This window comes from Streptomyces sp. NPDC088387, from assembly GCF_044753385.1.
Taxonomy (GTDB): Bacteria; Actinomycetota; Actinomycetes; order Streptomycetales; family Streptomycetaceae; genus Streptomyces.
Map to the genome: position 1 here is coordinate 59,783 of NZ_JBIVNC010000001.1, position 24,797 is coordinate 84,579.

21 protein-coding genes are annotated in these 24,797 nt (G+C 71.4%); 12 read left to right on the plus strand and 9 right to left on the minus strand.

Annotated features, from left to right (window positions below):
* Window positions 1–56: 56 nt before the first annotated feature.
* The 4 genes from ACIQAC_RS00285 (at window position 57) to ACIQAC_RS00300 (ending at window position 3,782) form a co-directional block, all read left to right on the plus strand.
* A complete protein-coding gene (locus ACIQAC_RS00285; protein ID WP_402185610.1) occupies window positions 57–872 on the plus strand; it encodes an aminoglycoside N(3)-acetyltransferase in 816 nt (271 codons plus the stop codon).
* 106 nt (window positions 873–978) lie between these two features.
* Window positions 979–1,902 carry an ABC transporter ATP-binding protein gene (locus ACIQAC_RS00290; protein ID WP_402185612.1) on the plus strand — a complete coding sequence of 308 codons (924 nt, stop codon included), beginning with the start codon at window positions 979–981 and terminating at the stop codon, window positions 1,900–1,902.
* A complete protein-coding gene (locus tag ACIQAC_RS00295) occupies window positions 1,899–2,669 on the plus strand; it encodes an ABC transporter permease (RefSeq protein ID WP_402185613.1) in 771 nt (256 codons plus the stop codon). Before ACIQAC_RS00290 ends, ACIQAC_RS00295 begins: the two co-directional genes overlap by 4 nt.
* A gap of 81 nt (window positions 2,670–2,750) precedes the next feature.
* Window positions 2,751–3,782, plus strand: coding sequence for a heme A synthase (locus ACIQAC_RS00300; protein WP_402185615.1), 1,032 nt, complete (start codon window positions 2,751–2,753; stop codon window positions 3,780–3,782).
* Here the strand turns inward: ACIQAC_RS00300 and ACIQAC_RS00305 are convergent.
* From ACIQAC_RS00305 to ACIQAC_RS00320, 4 genes are all read right to left on the minus strand, one after another.
* Entirely contained in the window at window positions 3,737–4,477 is a 741-nt protein-coding gene (locus tag ACIQAC_RS00305; RefSeq protein WP_402185616.1) for a nucleotidyltransferase, read from the minus strand. The genes ACIQAC_RS00300 and ACIQAC_RS00305 overlap by 46 nt on opposite strands.
* Before the next feature lie 18 nt (window positions 4,478–4,495).
* Complete coding sequence (locus tag ACIQAC_RS00310; protein WP_402185617.1) at window positions 4,496–5,602, minus strand: amidohydrolase family protein; 1,107 nt, start codon at window positions 5,600–5,602, stop codon at window positions 4,496–4,498.
* A 175-nt stretch (window positions 5,603–5,777) separates the two neighbouring features.
* Window positions 5,778–6,125, minus strand: a complete 348-nt coding sequence (locus ACIQAC_RS00315) for a hypothetical protein (RefSeq protein ID WP_402185619.1) — start codon at window positions 6,123–6,125, stop codon at window positions 5,778–5,780.
* Window positions 6,126–6,208: 83 nt separating this feature from the next.
* On the minus strand, window positions 6,209–7,162 hold the full coding sequence (locus ACIQAC_RS00320) for a heme o synthase (RefSeq protein ID WP_402186907.1): 954 nt from the start codon (window positions 7,160–7,162) through the stop codon (window positions 6,209–6,211).
* Between the two features lie 354 nt (window positions 7,163–7,516).
* Between ACIQAC_RS00320 and tkt the strand changes: the two genes are divergently transcribed.
* From tkt to pgl, 5 genes are read left to right on the plus strand one after another with little or no spacing between them, the layout of a single operon-like run.
* Entirely contained in the window at window positions 7,517–9,604 is a 2,088-nt protein-coding gene (tkt, locus tag ACIQAC_RS00325; RefSeq protein ID WP_402185621.1) for a transketolase, read from the plus strand.
* Between the two features lie 34 nt (window positions 9,605–9,638).
* The gene (tal, locus tag ACIQAC_RS00330) at window positions 9,639–10,757 is read left to right on the plus strand and encodes a transaldolase (protein WP_402185622.1); all 1,119 of its coding nucleotides are present in this window, start codon (window positions 9,639–9,641) and stop codon (window positions 10,755–10,757) included.
* A 3-nt stretch (window positions 10,758–10,760) separates the two neighbouring features.
* A complete protein-coding gene (gene zwf, locus ACIQAC_RS00335; protein ID WP_402185623.1) occupies window positions 10,761–12,299 on the plus strand; it encodes a glucose-6-phosphate dehydrogenase in 1,539 nt (512 codons plus the stop codon).
* Window positions 12,296–13,333: a glucose-6-phosphate dehydrogenase assembly protein OpcA gene (gene opcA, locus ACIQAC_RS00340; RefSeq protein ID WP_402185624.1), complete on the plus strand. Its 1,038-nt coding sequence runs from the start codon at window positions 12,296–12,298 to the stop codon at window positions 13,331–13,333. Before zwf ends, opcA begins: the two co-directional genes overlap by 4 nt.
* Window positions 13,330–14,112, plus strand: coding sequence for a 6-phosphogluconolactonase (gene pgl, locus ACIQAC_RS00345; protein ID WP_402185625.1), 783 nt, complete (start codon window positions 13,330–13,332; stop codon window positions 14,110–14,112). The genes opcA and pgl overlap by 4 nt, the downstream gene beginning before the upstream one ends.
* A 159-nt stretch (window positions 14,113–14,271) precedes the next feature.
* On the opposite strand, the gene ACIQAC_RS00350 is transcribed toward pgl, so the two are convergent.
* The 5 genes from ACIQAC_RS00350 to ACIQAC_RS00370 form a co-directional block, all read right to left on the minus strand.
* On the minus strand, window positions 14,272–15,111 hold the full coding sequence (locus tag ACIQAC_RS00350; protein WP_402185626.1) for a carbohydrate ABC transporter permease: 840 nt from the start codon (window positions 15,109–15,111) through the stop codon (window positions 14,272–14,274).
* Window positions 15,108–16,469 (minus strand): ABC transporter permease subunit, encoded by a 1,362-nt coding sequence (locus ACIQAC_RS00355; protein ID WP_402185627.1) that lies wholly within the window; start codon window positions 16,467–16,469, stop codon window positions 15,108–15,110. The genes ACIQAC_RS00350 and ACIQAC_RS00355 overlap by 4 nt, the downstream gene beginning before the upstream one ends.
* A gap of 6 nt (window positions 16,470–16,475) precedes the next feature.
* Window positions 16,476–17,804, minus strand: a complete 1,329-nt coding sequence (locus tag ACIQAC_RS00360; RefSeq protein WP_402185629.1) for an ABC transporter substrate-binding protein — start codon at window positions 17,802–17,804, stop codon at window positions 16,476–16,478.
* 76 nt (window positions 17,805–17,880) lie between these two features.
* Window positions 17,881–19,518 (minus strand): glycoside hydrolase family 13 protein, encoded by a 1,638-nt coding sequence (locus ACIQAC_RS00365; protein WP_402185631.1) that lies wholly within the window; start codon window positions 19,516–19,518, stop codon window positions 17,881–17,883.
* A gap of 209 nt (window positions 19,519–19,727) precedes the next feature.
* Window positions 19,728–20,999: an ABC transporter substrate-binding protein gene (locus ACIQAC_RS00370; RefSeq protein WP_402185633.1), complete on the minus strand. Its 1,272-nt coding sequence runs from the start codon at window positions 20,997–20,999 to the stop codon at window positions 19,728–19,730.
* A 122-nt stretch (window positions 21,000–21,121) separates the two neighbouring features.
* Here ACIQAC_RS00370 and ACIQAC_RS00375 point away from each other — a divergent pair, with 122 nt between their 5' ends.
* The 3 genes from ACIQAC_RS00375 (at window position 21,122) to ACIQAC_RS00385 (ending at window position 24,794) form a co-directional block, all read left to right on the plus strand.
* A complete protein-coding gene (locus ACIQAC_RS00375) occupies window positions 21,122–21,637 on the plus strand; it encodes a PadR family transcriptional regulator (protein ID WP_402185635.1) in 516 nt (171 codons plus the stop codon).
* The gene (locus ACIQAC_RS00380; RefSeq protein WP_402185636.1) at window positions 21,634–22,383 is read left to right on the plus strand and encodes an ABC transporter ATP-binding protein; all 750 of its coding nucleotides are present in this window, start codon (window positions 21,634–21,636) and stop codon (window positions 22,381–22,383) included. The genes ACIQAC_RS00375 and ACIQAC_RS00380 overlap by 4 nt, the downstream gene beginning before the upstream one ends.
* Before the next feature lie 128 nt (window positions 22,384–22,511).
* Window positions 22,512–24,794 carry an FtsX-like permease family protein gene (locus ACIQAC_RS00385; RefSeq protein WP_402185637.1) on the plus strand — a complete coding sequence of 761 codons (2,283 nt, stop codon included), beginning with the start codon at window positions 22,512–22,514 and terminating at the stop codon, window positions 24,792–24,794.
* Window positions 24,795–24,797: the final 3 nt, after the last annotated feature.

Below are 24,797 nucleotides of genomic sequence, written 5' to 3' on the forward strand. Positions count from 1 at the left end.
AAACGAGAGGTCAAATCGGTAGCGCCGCGAGGGCCGTGCGAGGAGACTCCGGAACCATGCCCACACCCCTGCCGACCGGCCCTCTTGTCACCCGCGACGGGATCTCCGCGCAGCTGCGGGCGGCCGGCGTCCGTACCGGTGTGACGCTCCTCGTGCACTCCTCGCTCAGCTCCCTGGGCTGGGTCTGCGGGGGTGCCGTGGCCGTCGTCCAGGGAATTCTCGGCGCGCTCGGCCGGCTGGGCACGCTGGTGGTCCCCACCCAGACAGGTGACCTTTCCGACCCGGAGCTGTGGGGACAGCCGGCGGTGCCCGAGGAGTGGTGGGAGACCATCCGGGCCACGATGCCCGCCTACGACCCGCGGCTCACACCCTCGCGCGGCGTCGGCGTGATCCCGGAGACCGTCCGCCGCTGGCCCGGCGCCCTGCGCAGCGCGCACCCGCAGACGTCCTTCGCGGCGCTCGGCCCGCGCGCGGCGGAGATCACCGAGGGACACGCCACCGACTGCCGGCTCGGCGAGCGCAGCCCGCTGGCCCGCCTGGAGCGGCTGGGCGCGCGGGTCCTGCTGCTCGGCGCAGGCTACGACGCGTGCACCAGCTTCCATCTCGCCGAGTACCGGACTCCGTCCCCGCTGGTCGAGGTCGGCCGTCCGGCCCCGGGCGGCGGCTGGGAGGTGGTGACGGAGGTGTCCATCACCTCCGACGGCTTCGCGGAGCTGGGCCACGACTTCGAACGGGACCGCCCGGTCGTACGGGGCACGGTGGGCGCGGCCGAGACCCGGCTGTTCCCGGTGGCGGACGCGGTGGCCTACGCCGAGAAGTGGCTGCCGCTGCACCGGCCGCGGGAGCTGTGGGCGCTGCACGGACGGGAGTGACACCGGCCTCCCGCGGCGGCGCGCGCCCGGCTCACTCCCCCGGCGCCCGGGTCCGTCCCGAACCCGCCCGTCCGGATCGCCGGGCCCGAACCTAGACTCTGGACCCATGCGAAGTGAGCCCGTGGTCCAGGTCGATGGCTTGGTGAAGCGATACGGCGACAAGACCGCGGTGGACCGTCTCGACCTGACGGCACGGGCCGGCGTGACCGCCGTGCTCGGTCCCAACGGGGCGGGCAAGACGACGACGGTCGAGATGTGCGAGGGGTACCGCAGGCCGGACGCGGGCACGGTACGCGTCCTGGGCCTCGACCCGGTCCGCCAGTCCCGTGAGCTGCACCCGCGGATCGGTGTGATGCTCCAGTCCGGCGGCGTCTACTCCGGCGCCCGCGCCGACGAGATGCTCCGGCACGTCGCCGCCCTGCACGCGCATCCGCTGGACGTCGGCGCGCTGACCGAGCGGCTCGGCCTCGGCTCCTGCGGCCGCACCACCTACCGCAGGCTCTCCGGCGGCCAGCAGCAGCGCCTCGCGCTGGCGATGGCCGTCGTCGGCCGGCCCGAGCTGGTCTTCCTCGACGAGCCGACCGCGGGCCTCGACCCGCAGGCCCGCCGCGCCACCTGGGACCTCGTGCGGGACCTGCGCGCCGACGGGGTCTCGGTGATCCTCACGACGCACTACATGGACGAGGCCGAGCAGCTCGCCGACGACGTCGCGATCATCGACGCCGGCCGGGTGATCGCCCAGGGCTCGCCCGAGGAGCTGTGCCGCGGCGGCGCCGAGAACACCCTGCGCTTCTCCGGCCGCCCGGGCCTCGACGTCGCCTCGCTGCTCAAGGCGCTCCCGACGGACTCGGCGGCGGCCGAACTGACGCCGGGCTCCTACCGGGTCACCGGCAAGATCGACCCCCAGCTCCTGGCGACGGTCACCTCGTGGTGCGCCCAGCACGGCGTGCTGCCGGACCGCATCTCGGTGGAGCGGCACACGTTGGAGGACGTCTTCTTGGAACTGACGGGCAAGGAGCTGCGTGGATGAGCGCCACGGGTACGTACACCCCACGGCCGGGGGCCGCCCCGCTGCCGCGGATGATCGCGGCGCAGGCGGTGCTGGAGACGAGGATGCTGCTGCGCAACGGCGAGCAGCTGCTGCTCACGGTGATCATCCCGACACTGCTGCTTGTGCTGTTCAGCACGGTCGACATCGTCGACACCGGCGCCGGCGAGTCCGTCGACTTCCTCGCGCCCGGCATCCTCGCGCTGGCGGTGATGTCGACGGCGTTCACCGGCCAGGCCATCGCGACCGGCTTCGAGCGCCGTTACGGCGTGCTGAAGCGGCTCGCCGCCTCGCCGCTGCCCCGCTGGGGCCTGATGACCGCGAAGTCCCTGTCGGTGCTGGTCACCGAGGTGCTTCAGGTGCTGCTCGTGACGGTGATCGCGCTGGCACTGGGCTGGTCGCCGCACGGCAACCCGTTCGCCGTCCTGCTGCTGCTCGTCCTCGGCACGGCCGCGTTCTCCGGACTCGGACTGCTCATGGCGGGCACGCTCAAGGCGGAGGCGACGTTGGCCGCCGCCAACCTGGTGTTCCTGCTGCTGCTCGTCGGCGGCGGGGTGATCGTGCCGCTGGACAAGTTTCCGGACGCGGCCCAGGACGTCCTCGGGCTGCTGCCGGTCTCCGCCCTGTCCGACGGACTGCGGGACGTGTTGCAGCACGGGGCGGCCATGCCGTGGGGCGATCTCGGGATCCTGGCCGTGTGGTCGGTCGTGGGGCTCGCGGCGGCGGGGAAGTTCTTCCGCTGGGAGTAGCCGCGGCGGCCGACGGGCGTGACCAGGCGTCGCGCCCCGAACCGGGCCCCTCGTGAACGAGTGCACAAGCGGCCTTCTACGATGGTGCCCGTGCCAAAGCTGACCCCCGCGGACGCCACCGCCGCGCTGCGCAACCCCCTCGCCTTCATCGCCGCGCGCTGGACGCCCGCACCGCGGACGGTCCGGCGGGCCGCGCTCGCCGCGCTCGTCATGGCGGTGGTGATCGTCGTGACCGGCGGCGCCGTCCGGCTGACCGGCTCGGGGCTCGGCTGCCCGACCTGGCCCAAGTGCACCGACGACTCCCTCACCGCGACCAGCGAGATGGGGGTGCACGGCGTCATCGAGTTCGGCAACCGCATGCTGACGTACGTGCTGTGCGCCGCCGTCGGCTGGGCGATCATCGCGGCCCGCTCGACCAAGCCCCACCGGCGTGATCTGACCCGGCTCGGCTGGGCCCAGTTCTGGGTCGTCATGGGCAACGCCGTGCTCGGCGGCATCGTCGTGCTGGTCGGTCTCAACCCGTACACGGTCGCCGCGCACTTCCTGCTCTCCTCCGCGCTGATCGCGGTCGCCACCGTGATGTGGCAGCGCACCCGGGAGGGCGACGAGGCGCCGCGTCCGCTGGTCGGCAAGGTCGTCCAGCAGTTGGTGTGGGTGCTGGTCGGCGCGACCGCGCTGCTGATCGCGGTCGGCACGGTCGTCACCGGAGCGGGCCCGCACGCGGGCGACTCCAGCGAGGTGCCGCGGATGGACGTGCCGTGGGAGGACGTCACCAAGCTGCACGCCGTACTGGCGTGGATCGTGGTGACCCTGACGTTCGCCCTGTGGTTCGTCCTCAAGGCCGTCGACGCCCCCAAGGCGACTCTGGCCCGCACCCGCGAACTGTTCCTGATCCTGCTGGCGCAGGGCGCGATCGGCTACGTCCAGTACTTCACCGACCTCCCCGAAGTCCTCGTCGGCGCCCACATGTTCGGCTCCTGCCTGGTGTGGATCGGCACCCTGCGGGTCCTGCTGGCGCTGCGCGAACGCCCGGAGTCCGGGGTGGCCGAGGTGCCCGTACCGGCGGCTCAGCCGTACGAGGCCACCAGCGCGTCGATCGCCGGGCCCAGGTAGTCCCTGGTCAGCGCGGCCCGGCGGACCCGCCACGCGGCGTCGGCCGGTACCGGATGCTCGGCGTACCGGCGCTGCCTGATGTCGTCGACCACCTCGACGGGCGCGCCCATACCGGGCAGCAGGTCGAGGGCCTCCCGCTTGGAGATCAGCCGGCCGTCCCGCAGGGTCACGGTGGCGCGGGCGAGGGTGACCATGGCGAGGTCCACCCAGATGTCCTGCGTCCAGTTGGCGGCGCGGTCCACCTCCCGCCGCCAGAAGTCCCGCTGGTCCTCCACGACGAACCCGGCCAGCTCCGCGTCCGGTACCGGCGGCAGCAGGCCGGCGGGTTCCATGCCGTGCAACACCCGGCCGAAGGTGTGCAGTTCACGCCGGGTGACCGGGGTGACCGTGCGCCGGAACAGCTGCTCGTGCGCCCACGTCAGATGCCTGCGCCCGGCCCCGGCGGTACGCGCCGGAGTCAGATAGGTGCAGTGCAGCTTGGCGGCCGACGGGTCGGCGCGCAGCGCGGCATGGACCAGCGCCAGCCGCCACACCGTCCGCGGACCGATCGCGCCCGGCAGGACGGCGATCAGATCGAGGTCGCTGCGCCCCTCCTGGTAGTCGCCGCCCGCCAGCGAGCCGTGGGCCCACACGGCTACGGGGTCGAAGGGCGCGAGATCGTCGAGGAAGCGGTCGAGCAGTTCCTTGGTCGCCATACGGCCAGTGTGGACAGGTCACTCCAGCCCGTACACCCGGCGCGCGTTGCCCGCCGCGATCAGCCCAGCGACCCGGTGCGCGTCACCCGGCGACCACGCCCCGTCCGTCACCCAGCCGCCCAGCACCCGGCCCAGCGCCTCCCGGAACAACCGCGCCCCGACCACATGCAGTTCGGGCAGCCCCTGCGCCCCGCTGGAGAACAGGATCTTGCCGAACGGGGCCAGCTCCAGGATCTCCGCGAGCACCGTCGCGGCCCGGGCGCCGGTACGGACGAGGGCCGCGCCGGAATCGGCGTACACATGCGGGAAGACGCCGGCCAGATGCGCCGCGTGCCGGTGGTACGGGTAGCCGTGCAGCAGGATCAGATCCGTGCCGAGACCCGCCGTGGCCCGGACGAAGTCCGTCAGCAGCACCGGATCCGTACGGTCGATCCGCAGCCCCGGTTCGCCGAGCCCGGCGTGCAGTTGGAGCGGCAGCCCCGAGGCGACGGCGATCCAGAGCAGATGGCGCAGCAGCACCGGGTCGCTGAGCTCCTCGCCGACGCGGCGCGCCGCCAGCCAGCGGCCCGCGGCGCCGCGCACCTCGCCGGGGCCGGGGGGTTCCGGCGCCAGCGCGAGGCCGTGCCGTACGCCGGCGACCGAGGTGAACGCCACGGCGTGCGCGGCGGCCGCGTGCACCGACTCGGCGAGGTTGGCGAGAAAGGACTCGACGGTGCCGGAGGTGTCGGCGACCTGCTCGGCGAGCAGCTCCAGGCGGACGATCTCCCGGGCCTCGGCGGCCGCGGCGGAGGCCAGTTCGGCGGGGCCGGTCAGGTCTCCGGGGAGCCCGGTGTCGACCAGGTAAGTCGTGATGCCGCTCCCGCGGAGCAGCCTGCGGCCCGCTTCGAGGACGCCGATCTCCCGGCGCTTGGCCAGATAGCGGGCGGGTGGGCAGTGCGGTTCCAGGCCGAGTATCGGGGGGCACCAGCGGCGGACCGCGAAGCCGGTCTGGGTGTCGAAGAGGGTGGTGCCGGGGGCGGGTGGGCCCTCGGTGTGGGAGAGCTGGGCCTCGAAGGTGCCCAGGCCCAGCTCCGTGCGGAGCACTCCGTGGCAGTACTGGTCCACCAGCGCGGGCGTGTCGATCATCCGGGCTCCCCGTGGTGGACTGCTTGTTCCTAGGAGTCCTAACGGGTGAACCGGGATGGAGGTGCTGCGTTTGGGGCAGTGCGGCTTGAATGTCGGGTGCGGGTCGGCTGTGGCCTCTCGCGCCCACGCGGCGGAGCCGCACATGTCACAGCCCCGCGCCCCTTACGTTCGCTGCTCAGCCGTTTCCTACTTGGATACCGGCCATGCGCTTCCACTCGTACTCGCCCGTTGTCACCTTGGCCGCGAACTCGCCGTCGAAGGAGTCGTGGGCCGTGATGCCGGACTTCGCCACCGCCTGCTCGGCGATGGGGTACGTGGGGGCCACCAGGTCGCCCCAGTTGCCGTCCTCGCCGACGAGGACGATGCGGGCGCCGCGTTCGCCGATGTAGGCGATCTGGCCCTCGGCGCCCCCGTGGGTCCTGGCGAAGGCGCCGATCTGCTTGGCGAGCCGGGCCGCCGTGCGTTCCGCCTTCGCGGCCCGCCTGGCCTCCCGGCGCTCCTCAACCTGCTGCGTGTCTGCCATGGCCAGGATGCTACCGACGGGTAGATCAGTCGGCGACGCCCGGGGGGCGTGACCCTCACCTCAGGTCACCCAGGTCACCCAGGTCACCTCAGGAAGGGGTCCACCGCGATCGCCACGAAGACGAGCGACACGTAGGTGATCGACCAGTGGAACAGGCGCATCTCCTTGAGCTTGGCGCCCGTCACCTCCGCCTTGGCCCGGTTCTGGAGACCGTGGGCCTCCCACAGCCAGAAGCCGCCGGCCAGCAGGGCGACCAGGGTGTAGAACCAGCCCGTGTAGCCGAGCGGGGTCAGCAGCAGCGAGACACCGACCATCACCCAGCTGTAGATGACGATCTGCTTGGCGACCACCTTGTTGGAGGCGACGACCGGCAGCATCGGGACGCCCACGCGCGCGTAGTCCTCTTTCACCTTCATGGAGAGCGGCCAGTAGTGCGGCGGCGTCCAGAAGAACATGACAAAGAAGAGGATGATCGGCGCCCACGACATGGAGTTGGTGACGGCCGACCAGCCGATCAGTACCGGCAGACAGCCGGCGATGCCGCCCCACACGATGTTCTGCGACGTCCGGCGCTTGAGGATCATCGTGTAGACGACCACGTAGAAGAGGAGCGCGCCGAGGGCGAGCCAGGCCGACAGCCAGTTGACGGTGAGCCCGAAGAGCAGTGTGGAGACGATCGCGAGTGTGAAGCCGAACGCCAGGCACTCGCGGGGGCTGACCATGCCGGTCACCAGTGGCCGCTGCGAGGTGCGGTCCATCAGGGCGTCGATGTCGCGGTCGAGGTACATGTTGAGGGCGTTGGCGCCGCCCGCGGACAGGTAGCCGCCGAGGCAGGTGAGCAACACCAGCTTCAGATCGGGCACACCCTGCTCCGCCAGGAACATCACCGGAACGGTGGTGATCAGCAGCAGCTCGATGATCCGCGGCTTGGTCAGCGCCACGAACGCCTTGACACGGGCCCCGAACGGCCGGTGACTCGGGCTCCGACTCGCCCCGGCAACCCCCGCAGGACGGGATTCAACGGCCGTCACGCACACCCCTGACAGAGACATCCCAGCAAACCCGAACCGTGTGAAGTCCCGGTAAAGGCTCGCGCGTACCACGTCACTGTAGACGTTGCCCAGACCCGGACATTCGCGGGGGTGGGGTCGTGTCCGAAGGCGTCCCCGGATGAGCTCGGGCCCGCTTCGTTGAGCACGCGGACGTGCCGCGCCGTATTCAGTTGCCGAGCGTGCCGCGGCCCGGTCGGGAGGCGGATCCCCGAGAGTCCCGGCAGTCTGGAATGAGTCGAAAAGACGCACGTACATACGGGGGTAGGCTCAACAACGGCCGGGTGCCCGATGCACCGGCATTCGACATGCGTGACATGTGGAGAGGAGCCCTGACCCAGGGTGAGCACCAAGCCGACCACCACAGACCTCGAGTGGACCGAGCTGGACCAGCGGGCCGTCGACACCGCCCGCGTCCTGGCCGCCGATGCCGTACAGAAGGTCGGTAACGGCCATCCCGGTACGGCAATGAGCCTCGCGCCCGCCGCGTACACCCTTTTCCAGAAGGTGATGCGGCACGACCCCGCGGACGCCGAGTGGGTCGGGCGGGACCGTTTTGTGCTGTCCGCCGGTCACTCGTCCCTGACCCTCTACACCCAGCTCTACCTGGCCGGCTTCGGCCTGGAGCTGGACGACCTGAAGGCCTTCCGGACATGGGGTTCGAAGACCCCGGGTCACCCCGAGTACGGGCACACGACCGGTGTCGAGACCACGACCGGCCCGCTGGGGCAGGGTGTCGCCAACGCCGTCGGCATGGCGATGGCCGCGCGCTACGAGCGTGGTCTGTTCGACCCGGACGCCCCGCAGGGCGAGTCCCCGTTCGACCACTTCATCTACGCGATCGCCGGTGACGGCTGCCTCCAGGAGGGCATCTCCTCCGAGGCGTCCTCCCTCGCGGGCCACCAGAAGCTCGGCAATCTGGTCCTGCTGTGGGACGACAACCACATCTCGATCGAGGGTGACACGGAGACCGCGGTCTCCGAGGACACCGTCAAGCGGTACGAGGCGTACGGCTGGCACGTCCAGCGCGTCGCGCCGAAGCCGGACGGCGACCTCGACCCGCACGCCATCTACAACGCGATCGAGGCCGCGAAGCTGGTGACGGACAAGCCGTCCTTCATCGCGATGCGCTCGATCATCGCGTGGCCGGCGCCCAACGCGCAGAACACCGAGGCCGCGCACGGCTCGGCGCTCGGCGACGACGAGGTGGCGGCCACCAAGCGTGTCCTCGGTTTCGACCCGGAGCAGAGCTTCCAGGTCGCCGACGAGGTCATCAACCACACGCGCGAGGCGCTCGACCGGGGCCGTCAGGCCAAGGCCGAGTGGGACAAGTCGTTCCAGGAGTGGCGCGGCAACAACCCCGAGCGGGCCGCCGAGTTCGACCGGATCGCCAAGGGCGAGCTGCCGGCCGGCTGGGAGGAGAAGATCCCGGTCTTCGAGACGGGCAAGGGTGTCGCGACGCGTGCCGCGTCCGGCAAGGTGCTCCAGGCGCTCGGTGCCGTGATCCCGGAACTGTGGGGCGGCTCGGCCGACCTGGCCGGCTCCAACAACACGACGATCGACAAGAACTCGTCGTTCCTGCCGGCGGACAACCCGCTGCCGGGCGCCGACCCGTACGGGCGCACGATCCACTTCGGTATCCGCGAGCACGCCATGGCCGCGGAGCTGAACGGCATCGCGCTGCACGGCAACACCCGTGTCTACGGCGGTACGTTCCTCGTCTTCTCCGACTACATGCGCAACGCCGTGCGGCTCTCGGCGCTGATGCACGTGCCGGTGACGTACGTGTGGACGCACGACTCGATCGGTCTCGGCGAGGACGGCCCGACGCACCAGCCGGTCGAGCACCTGGCCGCGCTGCGTGCCATCCCGGGTCTGAACGTGGTCCGCCCGGCGGACGCCAACGAGACCGCGATCGCGTGGCGCGAGATCCTGCGCCGCTACACGAAGGTGTTCGGCAAGGGCGCCCCGCACGGTCTGGCGCTGACCCGGCAGGGTGTGCCGGCCTACGAGCCCAACGAGGACGCCGCGCGCGGTGGTTACGTGCTGTTCGAGGCGTCCGGCGGGACTCCCGAGGTCATCCTGATCGCCACCGGCTCCGAGGTGCATGTCGCCGTGGAGGCGCGGGAGGCGCTGGAGGCCGACGGGGTGCCGACGCGGGTGGTGTCGATGCCGTCCGTGGAGTGGTTCGAGGAGCAGGACCAGGGGTACCGGGACAGCGTCCTGCCGCCCTCGGTGAGGGCCCGGGTCTCGGTGGAGGCGGGTATCGGTCTCACCTGGCACAAGTACGTCGGGGATGCCGGTCGGATCGTTTCCCTGGAGCACTTCGGTGCTTCCGCCGACGGCAAGGTCCTCTTCCGCGAGTTCGGCTTCACTGCCGAGAATGTCGCCGAGAAGGCGAAGGAATCGATCGCCGCAGCCCAGCGCTGACGCTGACACACGACCTGTAGGAGATGCATTTTCCATGACAGACGCACTGAAGCGCCTCTCCGAGGAAGGCGTCGCGATCTGGCTGGACGACCTGTCGCGCAAGCGGATCACGTCCGGCAACCTGGGCGAGCTGATCGACCAGAGCCATGTCGTCGGCGTGACCACGAACCCGACGATCTTCCAGAAGGCGATCAGCAGCGGTGACGGCTACGAGCAGCAGCTCAGTGACCTCGCCGCCCGCAGGGTCACCGTGGAGGAGGCCGTCCGCATGATCACGACGGCGGACGTCCGGGACGCCGCCGACATCCTGCGCCCGGTCTTCGACGCGACGAACGGCCAGGACGGCCGGGTCTCCATCGAGGTGGACCCCCGTCTCGCGCACAACACCAAGGCCACCGTCGCGGAGGCCAAGCAGCTGGCCTGGCTGGTGGACCGCCCCAACACGCTGATCAAGATCCCGGCCACCAAGGCGGGCCTGCCGGCCATCACCGAGGTGATCGGCAACGGCATCAGCGTCAACGTCACGCTGATCTTCTCGCTGGAGCGCTACCGCGAGGTCATGGACGCCTACCAGGCGGGTCTGGAGAAGGCGAAGGCCAAGGGCCTGGACCTGTCCCTGATCCACTCGGTGGCGTCCTTCTTCGTGTCCCGCGTGGACACCGAGATCGACAAGCGGCTCGACGCCCTGGGCACCGACGCGGCCAAGGCCGCCCGCGGCAAGGCCGCCGTCGCCAACGCGCGGCTGGCCTACGAGGCGTACGAGCAGGTCTTCGGCACGGACCGCTGGAGCGCGCTGGCGCAGGCGGGCGCCAACAAGCAGCGTCCGCTGTGGGCGTCGACCGGCGTGAAGGACCCGGCCTACAAGGCGACCCTGTACGTCGACGACCTGGTGGCGCCGAACACGGTGAACACCATGCCGGAGGCGACCCTCGTGGCCACCGAGGAGAAGGGCGAGATCTCCGGCAACACCATCGCCGGTACCTACGAGCAGGCGCGTGCCGAGCTGGACGCCGTCGAGAAGCTCGGGATCGCGTACGACGACGTGGTCCAGGTACTGGAGGACGAGGGCGTCGAGAAGTTCGAGGCGTCCTGGAACGACCTGCTGGCCTCGACCGAGGCGGAACTCAAGCGCCTCGCCCCTTCGGAAGGCTGACACTTGTCCCCCCTTTCCGGTACCGGAGCGAATCCGCTCCGTGACCCCGCAGACCGACGGCTCCCGCGTATCGCGGGGCCGTCGGGCCTGGTCATCTTCGGCGTCACGGGCGATTTGTCACGAAAGAAGCTGATGCCCGCGGTGTACGACCTCGCGAACCGGGGTCTGCTGCCGCCGGGCTTCTCGCTGGTCGGGTTCGCCCGCCGCGAGTGGCAGAACGAGGACTTCGCCGCCGAGGTCCACGACGCCGTCAAGGAGCACGCCCGTACGCCGTTCCGTGAGGAGGTCTGGCAGCAGCTCATCCAGGGGATGCGCTTCGTCCAGGGCACCTTCGACGACGACGACGCGTTCGAGCGGCTGCGCGCCACCATCGAGGAGCTGGACAAGGCCCAGGGCACGGGCGGCAACTTCGCCTTCTACCTGTCGGTGCCGCCGCGCTCCTTCCCGGTGGTCATCCAGCAGCTGAAGAAGCACGGTCTCGCCGACCAGACGGCGGGCTCGTGGCGCCGCGCGGTCATCGAGAAGCCGTTCGGCCACGACCTGAAGTCCGCCGAGGAGCTCAACACGACGGTCGAGGAGGTGTTCGCCCCGGACCAGGTCTTCCGGATCGACCACTACCTGGGCAAGGAGACCGTCCAGAACATCCTGGCGCTGCGCTTCGCCAACACGATGTTCGAGCCGATCTGGAACCGGTCCTTCGTCGACCACGTACAGATCACCATGGCCGAGGACATCGGCATCGGCGGCCGGGCCGGCTACTACGACGGCATCGGCGCCGCCCGTGACGTCATCCAGAACCACCTGCTCCAGCTGATGGCGCTCACCGCGATGGAGGAGCCCGCCTCCTTCGACGCGGACGCCCTGGCCGCGGAGAAGACCAAGGTGCTCGGCGCGGTCAAGCTGCCGAAGGACCTGGGCCGCGACACCGTGCGCGCCCAGTACTCGGCGGGCTGGCAGGGCGGCGAGAAGGCGGTCGGTTACCTGGAGGAAGACGGTATCGACCCCAAGTCCACGACCGACACCTACGCCGCGATCAAGGTCGGTATCGACAACCGGCGCTGGGCCGGCGTGCCGTTCTATCTGCGCACCGGCAAGCGGCTCGGCCGCCGGGTCACGGAGATCGCGGTGGTCTTCCAGCGCGCCCCGCACTCCCCCTTCGACACCACGGCGACCGAGGAGCTCGGGCAGAACGCGATCGTGATCCGCGTCCAGCCGGACGAGGGCATCACGGTCCGCTTCGGCTCCAAGGTGCCGGGCACGTCGATGGAGATCCGGGACGTCTCCATGGACTTCGCGTACGGCGAGTCCTTCACGGAGTCCAGCCCGGAGGCGTACGAGCGGCTGATCCTGGACGTCCTGCTCGGCGACTCCAACCTCTTCCCGCGCACCGAGGAGGTCGAGCTGTCCTGGAAGATCCTCGACCCGATCGAGGAGTACTGGGACGCGAGCGGCAAGCCTCCGCAGTACCCGGCCGGGACCTGGGGTCCGGTCGAGGCGGACGAGATGCTCGCACGAGAGGGACGGAGCTGGCGCCGGCCATGAAGATAGACCTCACGGACACCACGGCCAGCAAGATCAACAAGGCGCTGGTGAAGGGCCGCCGGGCGATCGGCACCCCGGCCGTCGGCATGGTCCTCACCCTCGTCATCGTCACCGACGAGGAGAACGCCTACGACGCGCTCAAGGCCGCGAGCGACGCCTCGCGCGAGCACCCCTCGCGCACGCTCGTGGTCATCAAGCGGCACGCCCGCACCCCGCGCGACCGCACCCAGTCCCGGCTCGACGCCGAGGTCCGGGTGGGCGCCGACGCCGGCACCGGCGAGACCGTGGTGCTGCGGCTGTACGGCGAGGTCGTCGGCCAGTCCCAGTCGGTGGTGCTGCCGCTGCTGCTGCCGGACGCCCCCGTGGTCGTCTGGTGGCCGGTGAACGCGCCGCTCGACCCGGCGAAGGACCCGCTGGGCTCGCTCGCCCAGCGCCGGGTCACCGACACCTACGCGGCCGAGCAGCCGGTCCGGGAGCTGGCCGAGCGGGCCGACGCCTACACCCCCGGCGACACGGACCTGTCGTGGACCCGCATCACGCCCTGGCGTTCGATGCTGGCCGCGGCCCTGGACCAGGTCGTGTGCGAGGTGCAGGGTGTCGAGGTCGAGGGCGAGGAGTTCAACCCCAGCTGCGAGCTGCTCGCCATGTGGCTCGCGGACCGGCTGGACGTGCCCGTCAAGCGGTCGCTGTCCGGCGGGCCGGGACTGACCGCCGTACGGATGCAGACGGACTGCGGTCCGATCGTCCTGGACCGTGCCGACGGCTCGCTCGCGACGCTGTCCATCGAGGGTCAGCCGGACCGTGCGGTGGCGCTGAAGCGGCGGGAGACGGCCGAGCTGATCGCGGAGGAGCTGCGCCGGCTCGACCCGGACGACACCTACGCGTCGGCGCTGCGGTTCGGCGTGGAGCGGCTGAACGCCGCCGCGCAGGCCGCGGACGGGCAGCCGGCCGCCGACCCTGTGGAGGATGCCGGGAAGGCGTCCGCCAAGAAGGCGGCGAAGCCGGCTCCGCCCAAGAAGGCGGCGGCCAGGTGAACACTCCGCAGCTGGTCGTGCACCACGACAAGGAACTGATGGCGCAGGCCGCGGCGGCCCGGCTGATCACGAAGGTCGTGGACGCCCAGGCCTCACGCGGTGCGGCGTCGCTCGTGCTGACCGGCGGGCGCAACGGTAACGGCCTGCTGGCCGCGCTCGCCGCGGCGCCCGCCCGGGACGCGATCGACTGGACCCGTCTCGACCTGTGGTGGGGCGACGAGCGGTATCTGCCGGACGGGGACCCGGAGCGCAATGTGACCCAGGCGCGGGAAGCGCTGCTCGACTCCGTTCCGCTGGACCCGAAGCGCGTGCACCCAATGCCCGCGTCGGACGGTCCGTTCGGCGCCGACGTGGACGCGGCGGCCGCCTCGTACGCCGAGGAGCTGGCGCGGTCCGCCGGACCAGAGAACCATGGCGCGGTGCCGACGTTCGACGTCCTGATGCTCGGTGTGGGACCGGACACCCATGTGGCTTCCCTCTTCCCTGAGCTGCCCGCGGTGCGGGAGACGGACCGTACGGTGGTCGGGGTGCACGGGGCGCCCAAGCCCCCGCCGACGAGGGTCACGCTGACCCTGCCGGCGATCCGGGCGGCCCGGGAGGTGTGGCTGCTGGCGGCCGGTGAGGACAAGGCGAACGCGGCGGCCATCGCGCTGTCGGGTGCGGGTGAGGTCCAGGCGCCGGCCGCGGGGGCGCGGGGCCGGTCCCGCACCCTGTGGCTGCTGGACTCGGCGGCGGCCTCGCAGTTGCCGAGGTCGCTGTATCCGCCCGCGTCCGCGTGACGCGGGTCGTGCTGCACATGGAGTAGACGAACGCCGGGCCCGTCCGCCGCTTCGGACGGACCCGGCGTCCCCGTCCCCCGCCGGCGGCGGTGCCTCGCGTGGCGGGGAGGCTGGGATTCCGCGAGGCGGACGCGCCGGAGGGGAGCTCTTGCGGGCGTCCTACTTGACCGAGCCGGCCATGACGCCCTGCACGAAGTGCCGCTGGAAGGCGAAGAACACGACCACCGGGACCACCAGCGAGAGGAAGGCGCCGGGGGCCAGGACGTCGATGTTGCTGCCGAACTGCCGGATCTGGGACTGGAGTTCCACCGTCAGCGGCTGCGAGGACGTGTCGGCGAAGAGCAGCGCCACCAGCATGTCGTTCCACACCCACAGGAACTGGAAGATGGCGAGGCTGGCGATGGCGGGCCGGCCCACCGGCAGCACCAGCCGGACGAAGATCCGCCATTCGGTGCCGCCGTCCATCCGTGCGGCCTCCAGCATCTCCTTGGGTATCTCCGCGAAGTAGTTCCGCAGCAGGAACACCGCGAACGGCAGTCCGTAGGCCACGTGGAACAGGACCACACCCGGGATCGTGCCGAACAGGCCCAGCTGGCCGAAGAGTTTGGCGACCGGCAGCAGACCGATCTGCACCGGCACCACCAGCAGCGCGACCACCAGCAGGAACAGCGGTTCACGGAACGGGAAGTCCAGCCAGGCGAAGGCGTATCCGGCGAGTGCGGCGATCACCACGACCAGCGCGGTCGCCGGCACCGAGATCAGCACGGTGTTCCAGAACGCGCGGGTGATGCCCGCGTTGTCGAGGAGCGCCGAGTAGTTGTCGAAGGACAGCTGCCCGGGGCTGGTGAAGACGGTCCACCAGCCACCCTTCGCGGTGTCCTCGGAGGACCGCAGGGACGACATGAACAGCCCGGCGAGGGGGGTCATCCAGACCAGTCCGACGACCACGAGGAAGGCCTGGACCACCCCGTTGCCGACGGCGCGACGGATCGCGTTCATCGCTGACTCCTTCGGAAACGGCGGACGTTGAAGACCATCGCGGGGATCACCAGGAGCAGCAGCAGTACACCGAGCGCGCTGCCGAGGCCCTGGTCGTTGCCGCCGCCGAACGACACCAGCCACATCTGGGTCGCGAGCACGGTCGCGTCCTCCTGCACGGGTCCGGGCGCGATGATGTAGACGAGGTCGAAGACCTTCATCACATTGATGACGAGGGTGATGAAGACGACCGACAGCACGGGTGCCAGCAGCGGCACGGTGATCTTCCGGAAGATCTGCCACTCGTTGGCCCCGTCGATCCGCGCCGCCTCCAGCGCGTCCCGCGGCAGCGTGGAGAGTCCGGCGCCGATCAGCACCATCGAGAAGCCGGTCCAGATCCACAGGTACGCCCCGATGATCGCCGGGGTGACCAGCGTCGGGCCGAGCCAGGAGATGCCGTCGTACGGCGGGGCGAAGTTGCCGGCGGGCAGCCGCAGTTCGTACGCGCCCGGGTCGAGGCCGGTGAAGCGGAACGCCCCGTCGGGCCCGGTGGTCGTAGTGGCGACGGTCCGGCCGTCCCGGACCGCCTCGACCGTCATCTCGGGCAGACCGCTCTCCCCGGTGTCGACGCGGCCCTGCTCACCTCCGCCGCCGGGTGTGAAGTCGAGGTAGACGACACCGCGCAGTTCGTCCGCCGCGGCGGTCTGGGAGGCGGCGCCGCTCGCGGGGACCGCTTCGGCGGGCACGTCGCCCGGCAGCACACCGACCAGGCCGAGGGCGGTGGTGCTGCCCGGGGAGACGGGCCCGTCCGTGCGGTAGGAGCCGTCGCCGCCCGCGGTCAGTCCCTGGCCGTCCCTGGCGCGGGCCGTGGGGTAGGTCGAGGTCCCCTCGAAGGAGTCGTGGACGGCGACCGCGGCCGCGTTGAGGACACCCTTGTCGGGGTCCTCGTCGTAGGCGAGCCGGAAGATGATGCCCGCGGCGAGGAAGGACACGGCCATCGGCATGAACAGCAGCAGTTTGAAGGCGGTCGCCCAGCGGATCTTCTCCACCAGGACGGCCAGCATCAGTCCGAGGCCGGTGAGCAGCGCGGGTGCGACGACCACCCAGATCGCGGTGTTCCGTACGGCCTTGAGGGTGGCCGGGTCGCGGAACATCTCCGTGTAGTTGTCGCCGCCGACGAAGGTGTTGCCGGAGGCGTCGAAGAAGCTGCGGCCGACGGAGAAGAGCACCGGGTAGACGACGAGCGCGCCGAGCAGCAGCAGCGCGGGCAGGACGAAGAACAGGGCGACGGTCCGGCCCCGCCGCCGGGCGCGCCGCTGGGGATCGACGGGCGCGGGCGGCGGCGGGGTGCTCGCCTCTTTGACGAGGGTGGCGGTCATGGCCGATCAGTCCTTGTAGGCCTTGGCGGCCGCGGACTCCAGCTGGGCGGCGGTGGCGGACGGGTCGGACGGGTCGCGCAGGAAGTCCTGGAGGATCTTCCATTCGCCGGTGCCCTTGGTGCCGCCGAAGGACGCCGGGGCCTGGTCGGACATGTCGAAGCGGACCGTGTCGCCGGCGTCGATCAGGGACTTGGCGGTGGCACGGGTGACGTCGTCGCCGTAGGAGGCGAGGTCGAGCTTCTTGTTCGGGGAGAGGAACCCGCCGGCCTCGGCCCAGACCGCGGCCGACTCGGGCGAGGCCAGGTACTCGGCGAGCGCCATGCCGGCCTCGCGGTTCTTGCCGTCCTTCAGGACCACGGCCGCGTCGCCGCCGCTGACCACCGGCGGCTCGCCGCCCTCGACCGCCGGGAACGGGAAGAAGTCGGCGTCCTCGCCGATGACCTTGCCGAACTCGTCCTTGGCGACACCGGCGACGAAGTCGCCCTCGTAGACCATGCCGGCCTCGGGCTTGGGTCCGAAGACCTTCTCGACCGAGCCGGGGAAGTCGGTGTTGAGGGCGCCGTTCTGGCCGCCCGCGATGAGCTGCTTGTCCTTGAAGAGCTTGCCGAGCACGGTGAGCGCGTCGACGACGGAGGCGTCGGTCCACTTCAGCTCGTGCGCGGCGAGGGCGTCGTACTTCTCGGGTCCGGCCTGGGAGAGGTAGATGTTCTCGAACCAGTCGGTGAGCGTCCAGCCGTCCTGTCCGGCCACGGAGAACGCGGCGAGCCCGGAGTCGGAGACGGTCTGTCCGGCCTCCAGCATCTCGTCGTAGGACGTGGGCGGTTCGACGCCGGCCTGGGCGAGGGCGTCGGGGCTGTACCAGACGGTCGACTTGTGGGCGGCCTTGAAGTAGACGCCGTAGAGGGTGTTGTCGGCGCTGCCGTAGTTCTTCCACACCGGCGCGAAGTTGGCGGTCACGGCGTCCTGGGCGGGCTTGGACAGCGGCTGGAGCCAGCCCTCGTCCGCGAACTGCTGGAGCACGCCGACCTGCGGGACCATCACGACGTCGGGGGCGTTGCCGCCCTCGATCTTGCTGCCGACGACCGTGGAGACGTTGTCGCCGGTGGAGACGAACTCGGTCTTGACGCCGGTCTTCTCGGTGAACGCCGCCAGGACCTTCTGGAAGTTCTCCTGCTCGGTGCCCGACCAGACGCCGGCCACGGAGACGGTCTGGCCGCTGAGCGGCTTGTCGCCGCCCCCGGCGGAGACGTCGTCGCCGCTGCCGCAGGCGGTCGCGCCGAGCGCCAGGACGAGGGCCGTACAGCCGGTCAGCAGGGTGGTACGTCGTCGCATCATCGTTGATGTCCCTTCGACGGATGGGAAGTTGACGGAAAACCTGGGGTGAGCGGGTGAGCCGGGTGAGCGGGGTGACTCACCTGTCGTTGAGCCACCAGGCGGCGGTGGAGCCGGGCAGGACGCCCGGCGGGCAGTGGCCGCTGGACAGCAGGGGGGTGCCGGAGACCGGTGCCGGGACCGGGGCGGTGCCGAAGTTCACCGCGCAGACCAGGCCGTCGCCGCGCTCGAAGGCGAGGACGCCCGGCTGGCGGTCCATCCAGCGCAGCTCGCCCTCGCCCAGCTGGGGCAGTGCGGCGCGCAGCTGGAGGCCGTCCCGGTACAGGTGCCAGAAGGAGCTGGTGTCGGCGAGCGCGCGGTCGGTGGCGTACTCGGCGAAGTAGTCGGGCTGCGGCAGCCAGGGTTTGGCGCCGGCGGCCCCGGAGGTGAAGCCGAACGGTGAGGCCTGTCCCGACCAGGGCAGCGGCACCCGGCAGCCGTCGCGGATGCGGGCCCGGCTGCCGGTGCGCCGGAAGATCGGGTCGGTGAGCACGTCGTCGGGCAGATCGACGACCTCGGGCAGTCCGAGCTCCTCGCCCTGGTAGATGTACGCGGCTCCGGGCAGCGCCAGCATCAGCAGGGCGGCGGCGCGGGCGCGGGCGGTGCCCAGGCCGCTGCCCTCGGTGGTGTGTCCGCCGTAGCGGGTGACCGTGCGGACCTGGTCGTGGTTGTTGAGCACCCAGGTGACGGTGGAGCCGGTGCCGGCGATGTCCTGCATGGCCTCGGAGATGACCTTGCGGAACGCGTCGGGGTCCCAGGGGGCGCCGAGCAGGTCGAAGAAGAACGCCTGGTGGAGTTCGTCGGGGCGGACGTACAGGGCGTGTTCGCGGGCGCTGGGCACGGAGACCTCGCCGACCAGCAGCCGCTCGTGGCCGTCGCGCTCGGCGTACTCCTCGCAGATCGACCGCCAGTTGCGCCAGACGTCGTGCACCTCGGGCTGGTTCCAGGCGAGCGGGTTGACGGAGTCGCGGGTGCGGGCGTCGACCTCGGGATCGTCGGAGTCGGGCAGGCCGGGGTGTTTGAACAGGCCCGCGGCGACGTCGATGCGGAAGCCGTCGACGCCTCGGTCGAGCCAGAACCGCAGCACCCCGTCGAACTCCTCGGGGACCTCCGGGTGGCGCCAGTTCCAGTCGGGCTGCTCGGGCGTGAACATGTGCAGGTACCACTGGCCGGGGCTGCCGTCGGCCTCGGTGACCCGGGTCCAGGCGGGTCCGCCGAACATGGCGTGCCAGTTGTTGGGCGGCTCGGAGCCGTCCGGGCCGCGGCCGTCCGCGAAGTGGAAGCGGGCGCGCTGCGGGCTGCCCGGCGCGGAGGCGAGCGCCTCGGCGAACCAGGGGTGCTCGTTGGAGCAGTGGTTGGGGACGATGTCCAGCAGGACCTTGATGCCGAGCCGGCGCGCGGCCGACATCAGCAGGTCGAACTCGGCGAGGTCGCCGAAGACCGGATCGACGTCCCGGTAGGCGGCGACGTCGTAGCCGTGGTCGTGCTGGGGCGAGGGATAGAACGGGCTCAGCCATATCCCGTCCACACCGAGCTTGCGCAGATACGGCAGTCCGGCCCGGACTCCGGCCAGATCGCCGATGCCGTCGCCGGTGCTGTCCAGGAAACTGCGCACGTACACCTGATAGATCACCGCGTCGCGCCACCAGTGGCGCCCCGTGAGGGACTGTGCAATCACCCCGTTGGCCTGTCTGTGCGAGCCGGATGTTATGCATGCATGTTAAGTAGGCGTGACACGGGGGTGTCAATGAACTGGCAGAAGCTACCGGGAAGTTGGGGTTCCAAAAAGGGAGATACCAGGGCACTCGGACCCCGAATGAGACGTCCGCGTTACCTAACATGTAACTAGGGCGCGAAAGCCAGGAAAGCGGGAGGGGCGGACGGGAGCTAGCGGCCGGAGACCGCGGCCAGCTCCTTCGCCAGCCGCCGGACCGCGGCCTCGGGCGACTGCCGCCCGGTCATCGCGTCCTGCACCACGGCCTGCACGACCAGACTCACCTGGTCGTACTCCGGACTCTTGGGACGCGGCGCGGCCGCGAGCACACCCGCCTTCAGCGTCGGCAGGTAGGGGAACCTCCGCACGAGCTCCGGATCCTCGTACAGCGCGGCCCGTACGGGCGGCAGGGCGCCGCTGGTGAGGACCTGGCGCTGGGCGCGCTCGCCCGTGAGATAGGCGATCAGACGGGAGGCGGTGTCGGGGTGCCGGGCATGGCTGCTGACGGCGAGGTTGGAGCCGCCGAGCACACTGGTGCCCGGCCCGTCCGAACCGGGCAGCGGCACCGCCCCGATCCGCCCGGCCACCGGTGAGCCCGCCGCCGACGCGACCGCGTACACGTAGGGCCAGTTGCGCAGGAAGAGGAGGTGGCCGTCCTGGAAGGCCTGTTTGGACTCCTCCTCCTTGTAGCTCAGCGCAGCCTTCGGGATCCAGCCCTCGCGCACCCCGCGGGCGAGGAATCCGATGCCCTCGCGGGCCGCCTCGGAGTTGACGGTGACCCGCTCGCCCTCGTCGCCGAGGATGGAGCCGCCCGCCGAGTAGACCGCCTCCGCGGCGTTGACGGTGAGCCCCTCGTAGGGCAGGAACTGGCCCGCGTAGCCGTCGAGGCCGTACTTCGGGGCGACCGTCTCGGCGATCCGTTCCAGCTCGTCCCAGGTGCGCGGCGGCTCGATGCCCTCCTTCTCCAGGATGTCCGCGCGGTAGAACAGCAGGCCGGCGTTGGTGACGTACGGGACGGCGTAGAGCCTGCCCTCATAGGTCGCGGTGTCGACGACCGGCGGCAGGAAGGTGTCCAGCGGGAAGCGTTCGCGCGGCAGCGGCCTGATCCAGCCCGCGGCGGCGAACTGCGAGGTCCAGTTGACGTCGATGTTGAGGACGTCGAAGCGGCTGCGCTCCCCCGACCGAAGATCGGTGGTCATCTGCGCGTGTGTCTCGTCGGCGGAGTCCGGGAGTTCGACGAGGGTGACCTGCTCATCGGGATGCGTGCGGTTCCAGCCCTCCAGCAGGGGGCCGAGATAGCCAGTGAGGTCGCCGGCGGTGGCGAGGGTGACCGGCCCGCGGCCACCGGGGGCGCCGACGTCGGCGCGCACTCCGGATGCCGCGTACCCGGTCAGGACCACCACGAGAACGAGAAGACCCCTACCCGCGGCTCGCATCCACCGCATAGGTTCCTCCTGTACACCCTCCCCGGGCCTCGTCGTCCGGTCAGATGCCATGTATACCTGTTAGGTATGGGCGATACTAGGGTCTGCGGCACATCACCCAGGATGCGAGGAGGAGAGCTCTGGTGCGGCTGCCCCTCCTGGCCCTGCTCGCCCGGGGCCCGGCCCACGGCTACGAGCTGAAGCAGGACCTTGAGCAAGTGCTGGGTGCCGCGTACCCTCACCCGAACGTCGGCCAGATCTACGTCACCCTCGGCCGCCTGGAGAAGACCGGACTGATCGAGGGCGAGGACGTCGAGCAGTCCAGCCGGCCCAACAAGAAGGTCTACCACCTCACCGAGGCCGGACGAGAAGCGCTGCGCGTCTGGTACGACGAGGTGGCCGACGAGCCGCGGGTACGGGACGAGTTCTTTATGAAACTGGCCCTCGCGCCCCGCACCGGACTCGCCGACCAGGTCGCCCTGATCAACAAGCAGCGGCGGCAGTACCTCAACACCATGCGCAGTCTGTCGAAGCTGGCCGCGACCGCGGACCGGGACAACCGCATGGCCCAGCTGCTGATCGAGGGCGCGATGCTGCATCTTCAGGCCGACCTCGACTGGCTGGAGCGGTGCCAGGAAGAACTGGAGGAGCTGGAGTGACCCACACCGACGCTCCTGTGCTGCGCGCGGAGGGCCTGACCAAGACCCACTACGGCGAGGGCGCGCCCGCCCATGCCGTGCGCGGGGTCGATCTCGCCGTCGAGCCGGGCGAGTTCGTGGCGATCACCGGGCCGTCCGGCGCCGGGAAGTCGACGCTGCTGCATCTGCTGGGCGGGCTGCACCGGCCGGACGCCGGACGGATCTGGCTGGACGGCGAGTGCACCGAGACGTACAGCGAGGCCCGCTGGGCGACCAGGCGCCGCAAGCGCATCGGGATCGTCTTCCAGTTCTTCAACCTGGTCTCGAACCTGTCGGTCGCCGACAACGTGGAGCTGCCCGCGCTGCTCGCCGGAGTCGCGCCGAAGCAGGCCCGCGCCGAGCGCGAGCAGCTCCTCGCCGAACTGGGCCTGGTCGGCAAGGAGCGCAGTATGCCCGGCGAGCTCTCGGGCGGTGAGCAGCAGCGCGTCGCGCTCGCCCGCGCCCTGGTCAACCGCCCGCCGCTGCTGCTGGCCGACGAACCCGCGGGCAGCCTGGACAGCAAGGGCACCCGTGAGGTCGTCCGGCTGCTCACCCGCTTCCACCAGCGCGGCCAGACCATCCTGCTGGTCACCCACGACGCCCGGCTCGCCAGCGCCGCCGACCGCGTCATCAGCTTCTTCGACGGCCGGATAGCCGACGACGCGCAACTGCACGGCACGCCGACCCGCGGCACCGGGATATCGGGTGTCCTGGAGCTGAAGGACTGACATGCGGTCCTACGAGCGCCTTGCCGCGCCCCCGACCCTGGCCGTGTCCCTTTCCCTGTCCCCGGCCCCGGCGGTCGCTCCGGCTCCGCCGGCGGATTCGCCCACCCGCCGGCCGAGGGGCTGAGCCCGTGCGAGCCATGTTGCGCTGGACGCACTCCGATCTGCGCACCCACCGTGGAGAGGCCCTGTTCCTGGTGCTGGCCACCGCCGGCATCGTGACCTCCCTGCTGCTCGCCGCCGCCCTGTTCGGCTACGCCACCAACCCCTGGCAGCGCGTCTTCACCCAGGCCAACGGCGCCCATGTGTGGCTGCACACCGGCCCCGCCACCGACACCAGGGGCCTCGCGGGCCTTGGCGGCGTCGAGTCCGTCGCCGGCCCCTACCCCACCGCCTCCGCCACCGTCGCCTCCCGCGGCGCCCGCGCCTCCGTCGAACTGCGCGGTGTCCCCGAGCGGCCCGAGGTCGGCCGCCCGCCGCTCACCGCCGGGCGCTGGCTGGACCCGGCCGTCCCGGACGGTGTGGTCCTGGAGTCCCGGCTGGCCCGCGCCCTGGTCGCCGAACCCGGTGACGTCCTCACCCTCCCCGGCACCGCCCGCTCCCTGACGGTCCTCGGCGTCGCCGACAGCGCCGAGCCGCGCTACCGGGCCGGCGAACGCCCCGGCCTCGTCTGGGCACCACCGGCTGCCGTGCCCGCCCCGGACGGCCGGGTCATCGGGCTGCGCCTGACGGACCCCGAGGACACGGGGTACGCCGTACAGCGCGCCGTCACCCTGCTCGGGGCCGGCGCGATCGGCGAGGTGACCACCTGGGAGCAGGCCCGCGCCGAGGCGCAGGGAGACAACCGGCTGCTCGGGCAGGTCCTCGGGCTGTTCGGGCTCGGCGCGCTGCTCGCGGCCGGGCTCGCCGTGCACGGGGCGATCAGCACCCGGATCCGCGGCCACCTCCCGGACATCGCGATCCTCAAGGCGATCGGCTTCACACCTTCCCAGGTCGTCCGGGTCTTCCTGCTGCAACACCTCGCCTACGCGCTTCTCGGCGCGCTGGCCGCCGCCACGCTCACCGAGGCCCTCGGCAACCGGATTCCGGGACGGCTCGGGGACGCGGTCGGTGTGTGGCAGGGGCTGCCCGGCCACACGGTCACGCTCTTCGCGGCACCGGCGGTCGTGGTGCTGTTCATCGGTGCGATCACCGGGCTCGCGGCCTGGCGGGCGGGGCAGATACCGCCCGTGCCGGTGCCCCGTCCGGTGGCCCCGGCGGGCGGACCGCTCTCGGGGGCGGCGCGCCGGGCGCTCGGGCTGCGGCTGCCGCCCGCGCTGGTCCTCGGCTGGCACAAGGCGTTCACCCGCCGCCCGCGCTCCCTGGCCGCGGTCGCCCGGCTGACCCTCCCCCTGCTGCTGATCGTGGTGGCGATGAGCGCGTGGACCACCATCGACCGCTTCAACGGCGAACCCGAGCGGGTCGGCCTGCCCGCCGCGCTCACCGTCCGCGCCGACCGCGGCCTGGGCGAGGACGGGACCCGCGCCCTACTGGAGAGCGATCCGCAGGTCGCCGCCGCCTACCCCGGTGTGGAGGTGGCCGCGCTGGTCCCCGGCCAGACCGCCACGATCGCCCTGCGCGGCCTGGGCACCGCCGACCGGCCCTACCCGTACGCGCTCGCCGAGGGCCGCCGCGCGCAGGGCCGGGACGAGGCGGTGGCCGGTCAGGGCCTGCTCGACCTGCTGGAGGCCCGGGTCGGCGACTGGGTGCGGATGACGGTCGGCGACCAGCCGCAGATCCTGCACATCGTGGGCCGCTCCATCGAGCCGGAGAACGCCGGGCGGGTGATCACCACCTCGCTGGACACCCTGCGCGAGAACGATCCGGGACTGCGTCCCACGCTCCACCAGATCCGGCTGAGTCCCGGGGCGGACCCGGCCGTGGTCGCCGCCCGGCTGACCGAGGCCGGCGACGGACGCCTCGACGTGCACACCGTCACCAACCCGGCCGACGGGCTCTCCCCGCTGCGCGGAGTGGTCCTGGGGCTGATCGCCGTACTCGCCCTGATCGGGCTGATCGAGCTGCTGACCGCGATCGGCGGCACGGTCCGCGAGAGCGAACGGGATCTGCTGGCCCTGAAGGCGATCGGGCTGTCCCCGCGCCAGATCACCGCGATCACGGTGACGGCGACCGGCTGCACGGCCCTCGCGGCGGTACTGCTCGGCACGGCTCTGGGGGTGCCGCTGTCGCACTGGCTGATCAATCTGCAAGGGCGGTCCAGCGGTATCGGCGCCGGTATCGCCCAGGGTCCGCCGGCCGTGCTGCTGGTGCTGCTCGGCGCGGCCGCCGTGCTGGGCGCGGTCGCGCTGGCGGCACTGCCGGCCGCCCGCGCCGCTCGCCGCCGGTTCGCGGACTCCCTCAGCGCGATCACCTGAGCC

Coding starts and splice junctions, on each gene's coding strand:
- ACIQAC_RS00285 (WP_402185610.1), top strand. CDS start 57: ATGCCCACACCCCTGCCGACCGGCCCTCTTGTCACCCGCGACGGGATC.
- ACIQAC_RS00290 (WP_402185612.1), top strand. CDS start 979: ATGCGAAGTGAGCCCGTGGTCCAGGTCGATGGCTTGGTGAAGCGATAC.
- ACIQAC_RS00295 (WP_402185613.1), top strand. CDS start 1,899: ATGAGCGCCACGGGTACGTACACCCCACGGCCGGGGGCCGCCCCGCTG.
- ACIQAC_RS00300 (WP_402185615.1), top strand. CDS start 2,751: ATGGTGCCCGTGCCAAAGCTGACCCCCGCGGACGCCACCGCCGCGCTG.
- ACIQAC_RS00305 (WP_402185616.1), bottom strand. CDS start 4,477: ATGGCGACCAAGGAACTGCTCGACCGCTTCCTCGACGATCTCGCGCCC.
- ACIQAC_RS00310 (WP_402185617.1), bottom strand. CDS start 5,602: ATGATCGACACGCCCGCGCTGGTGGACCAGTACTGCCACGGAGTGCTC.
- ACIQAC_RS00315 (WP_402185619.1), bottom strand. CDS start 6,125: ATGGCAGACACGCAGCAGGTTGAGGAGCGCCGGGAGGCCAGGCGGGCC.
- tal (WP_402185622.1), top strand. CDS start 9,639: ATGACAGACGCACTGAAGCGCCTCTCCGAGGAAGGCGTCGCGATCTGG.
- opcA (WP_402185624.1), top strand. CDS start 12,296: ATGAAGATAGACCTCACGGACACCACGGCCAGCAAGATCAACAAGGCG.
- ACIQAC_RS00350 (WP_402185626.1), bottom strand. CDS start 15,111: ATGAACGCGATCCGTCGCGCCGTCGGCAACGGGGTGGTCCAGGCCTTC.
- ACIQAC_RS00355 (WP_402185627.1), bottom strand. CDS start 16,469: ATGACCGCCACCCTCGTCAAAGAGGCGAGCACCCCGCCGCCGCCCGCG.
- ACIQAC_RS00360 (WP_402185629.1), bottom strand. CDS start 17,804: ATGATGCGACGACGTACCACCCTGCTGACCGGCTGTACGGCCCTCGTC.
- ACIQAC_RS00370 (WP_402185633.1), bottom strand. CDS start 20,999: ATGCGGTGGATGCGAGCCGCGGGTAGGGGTCTTCTCGTTCTCGTGGTG.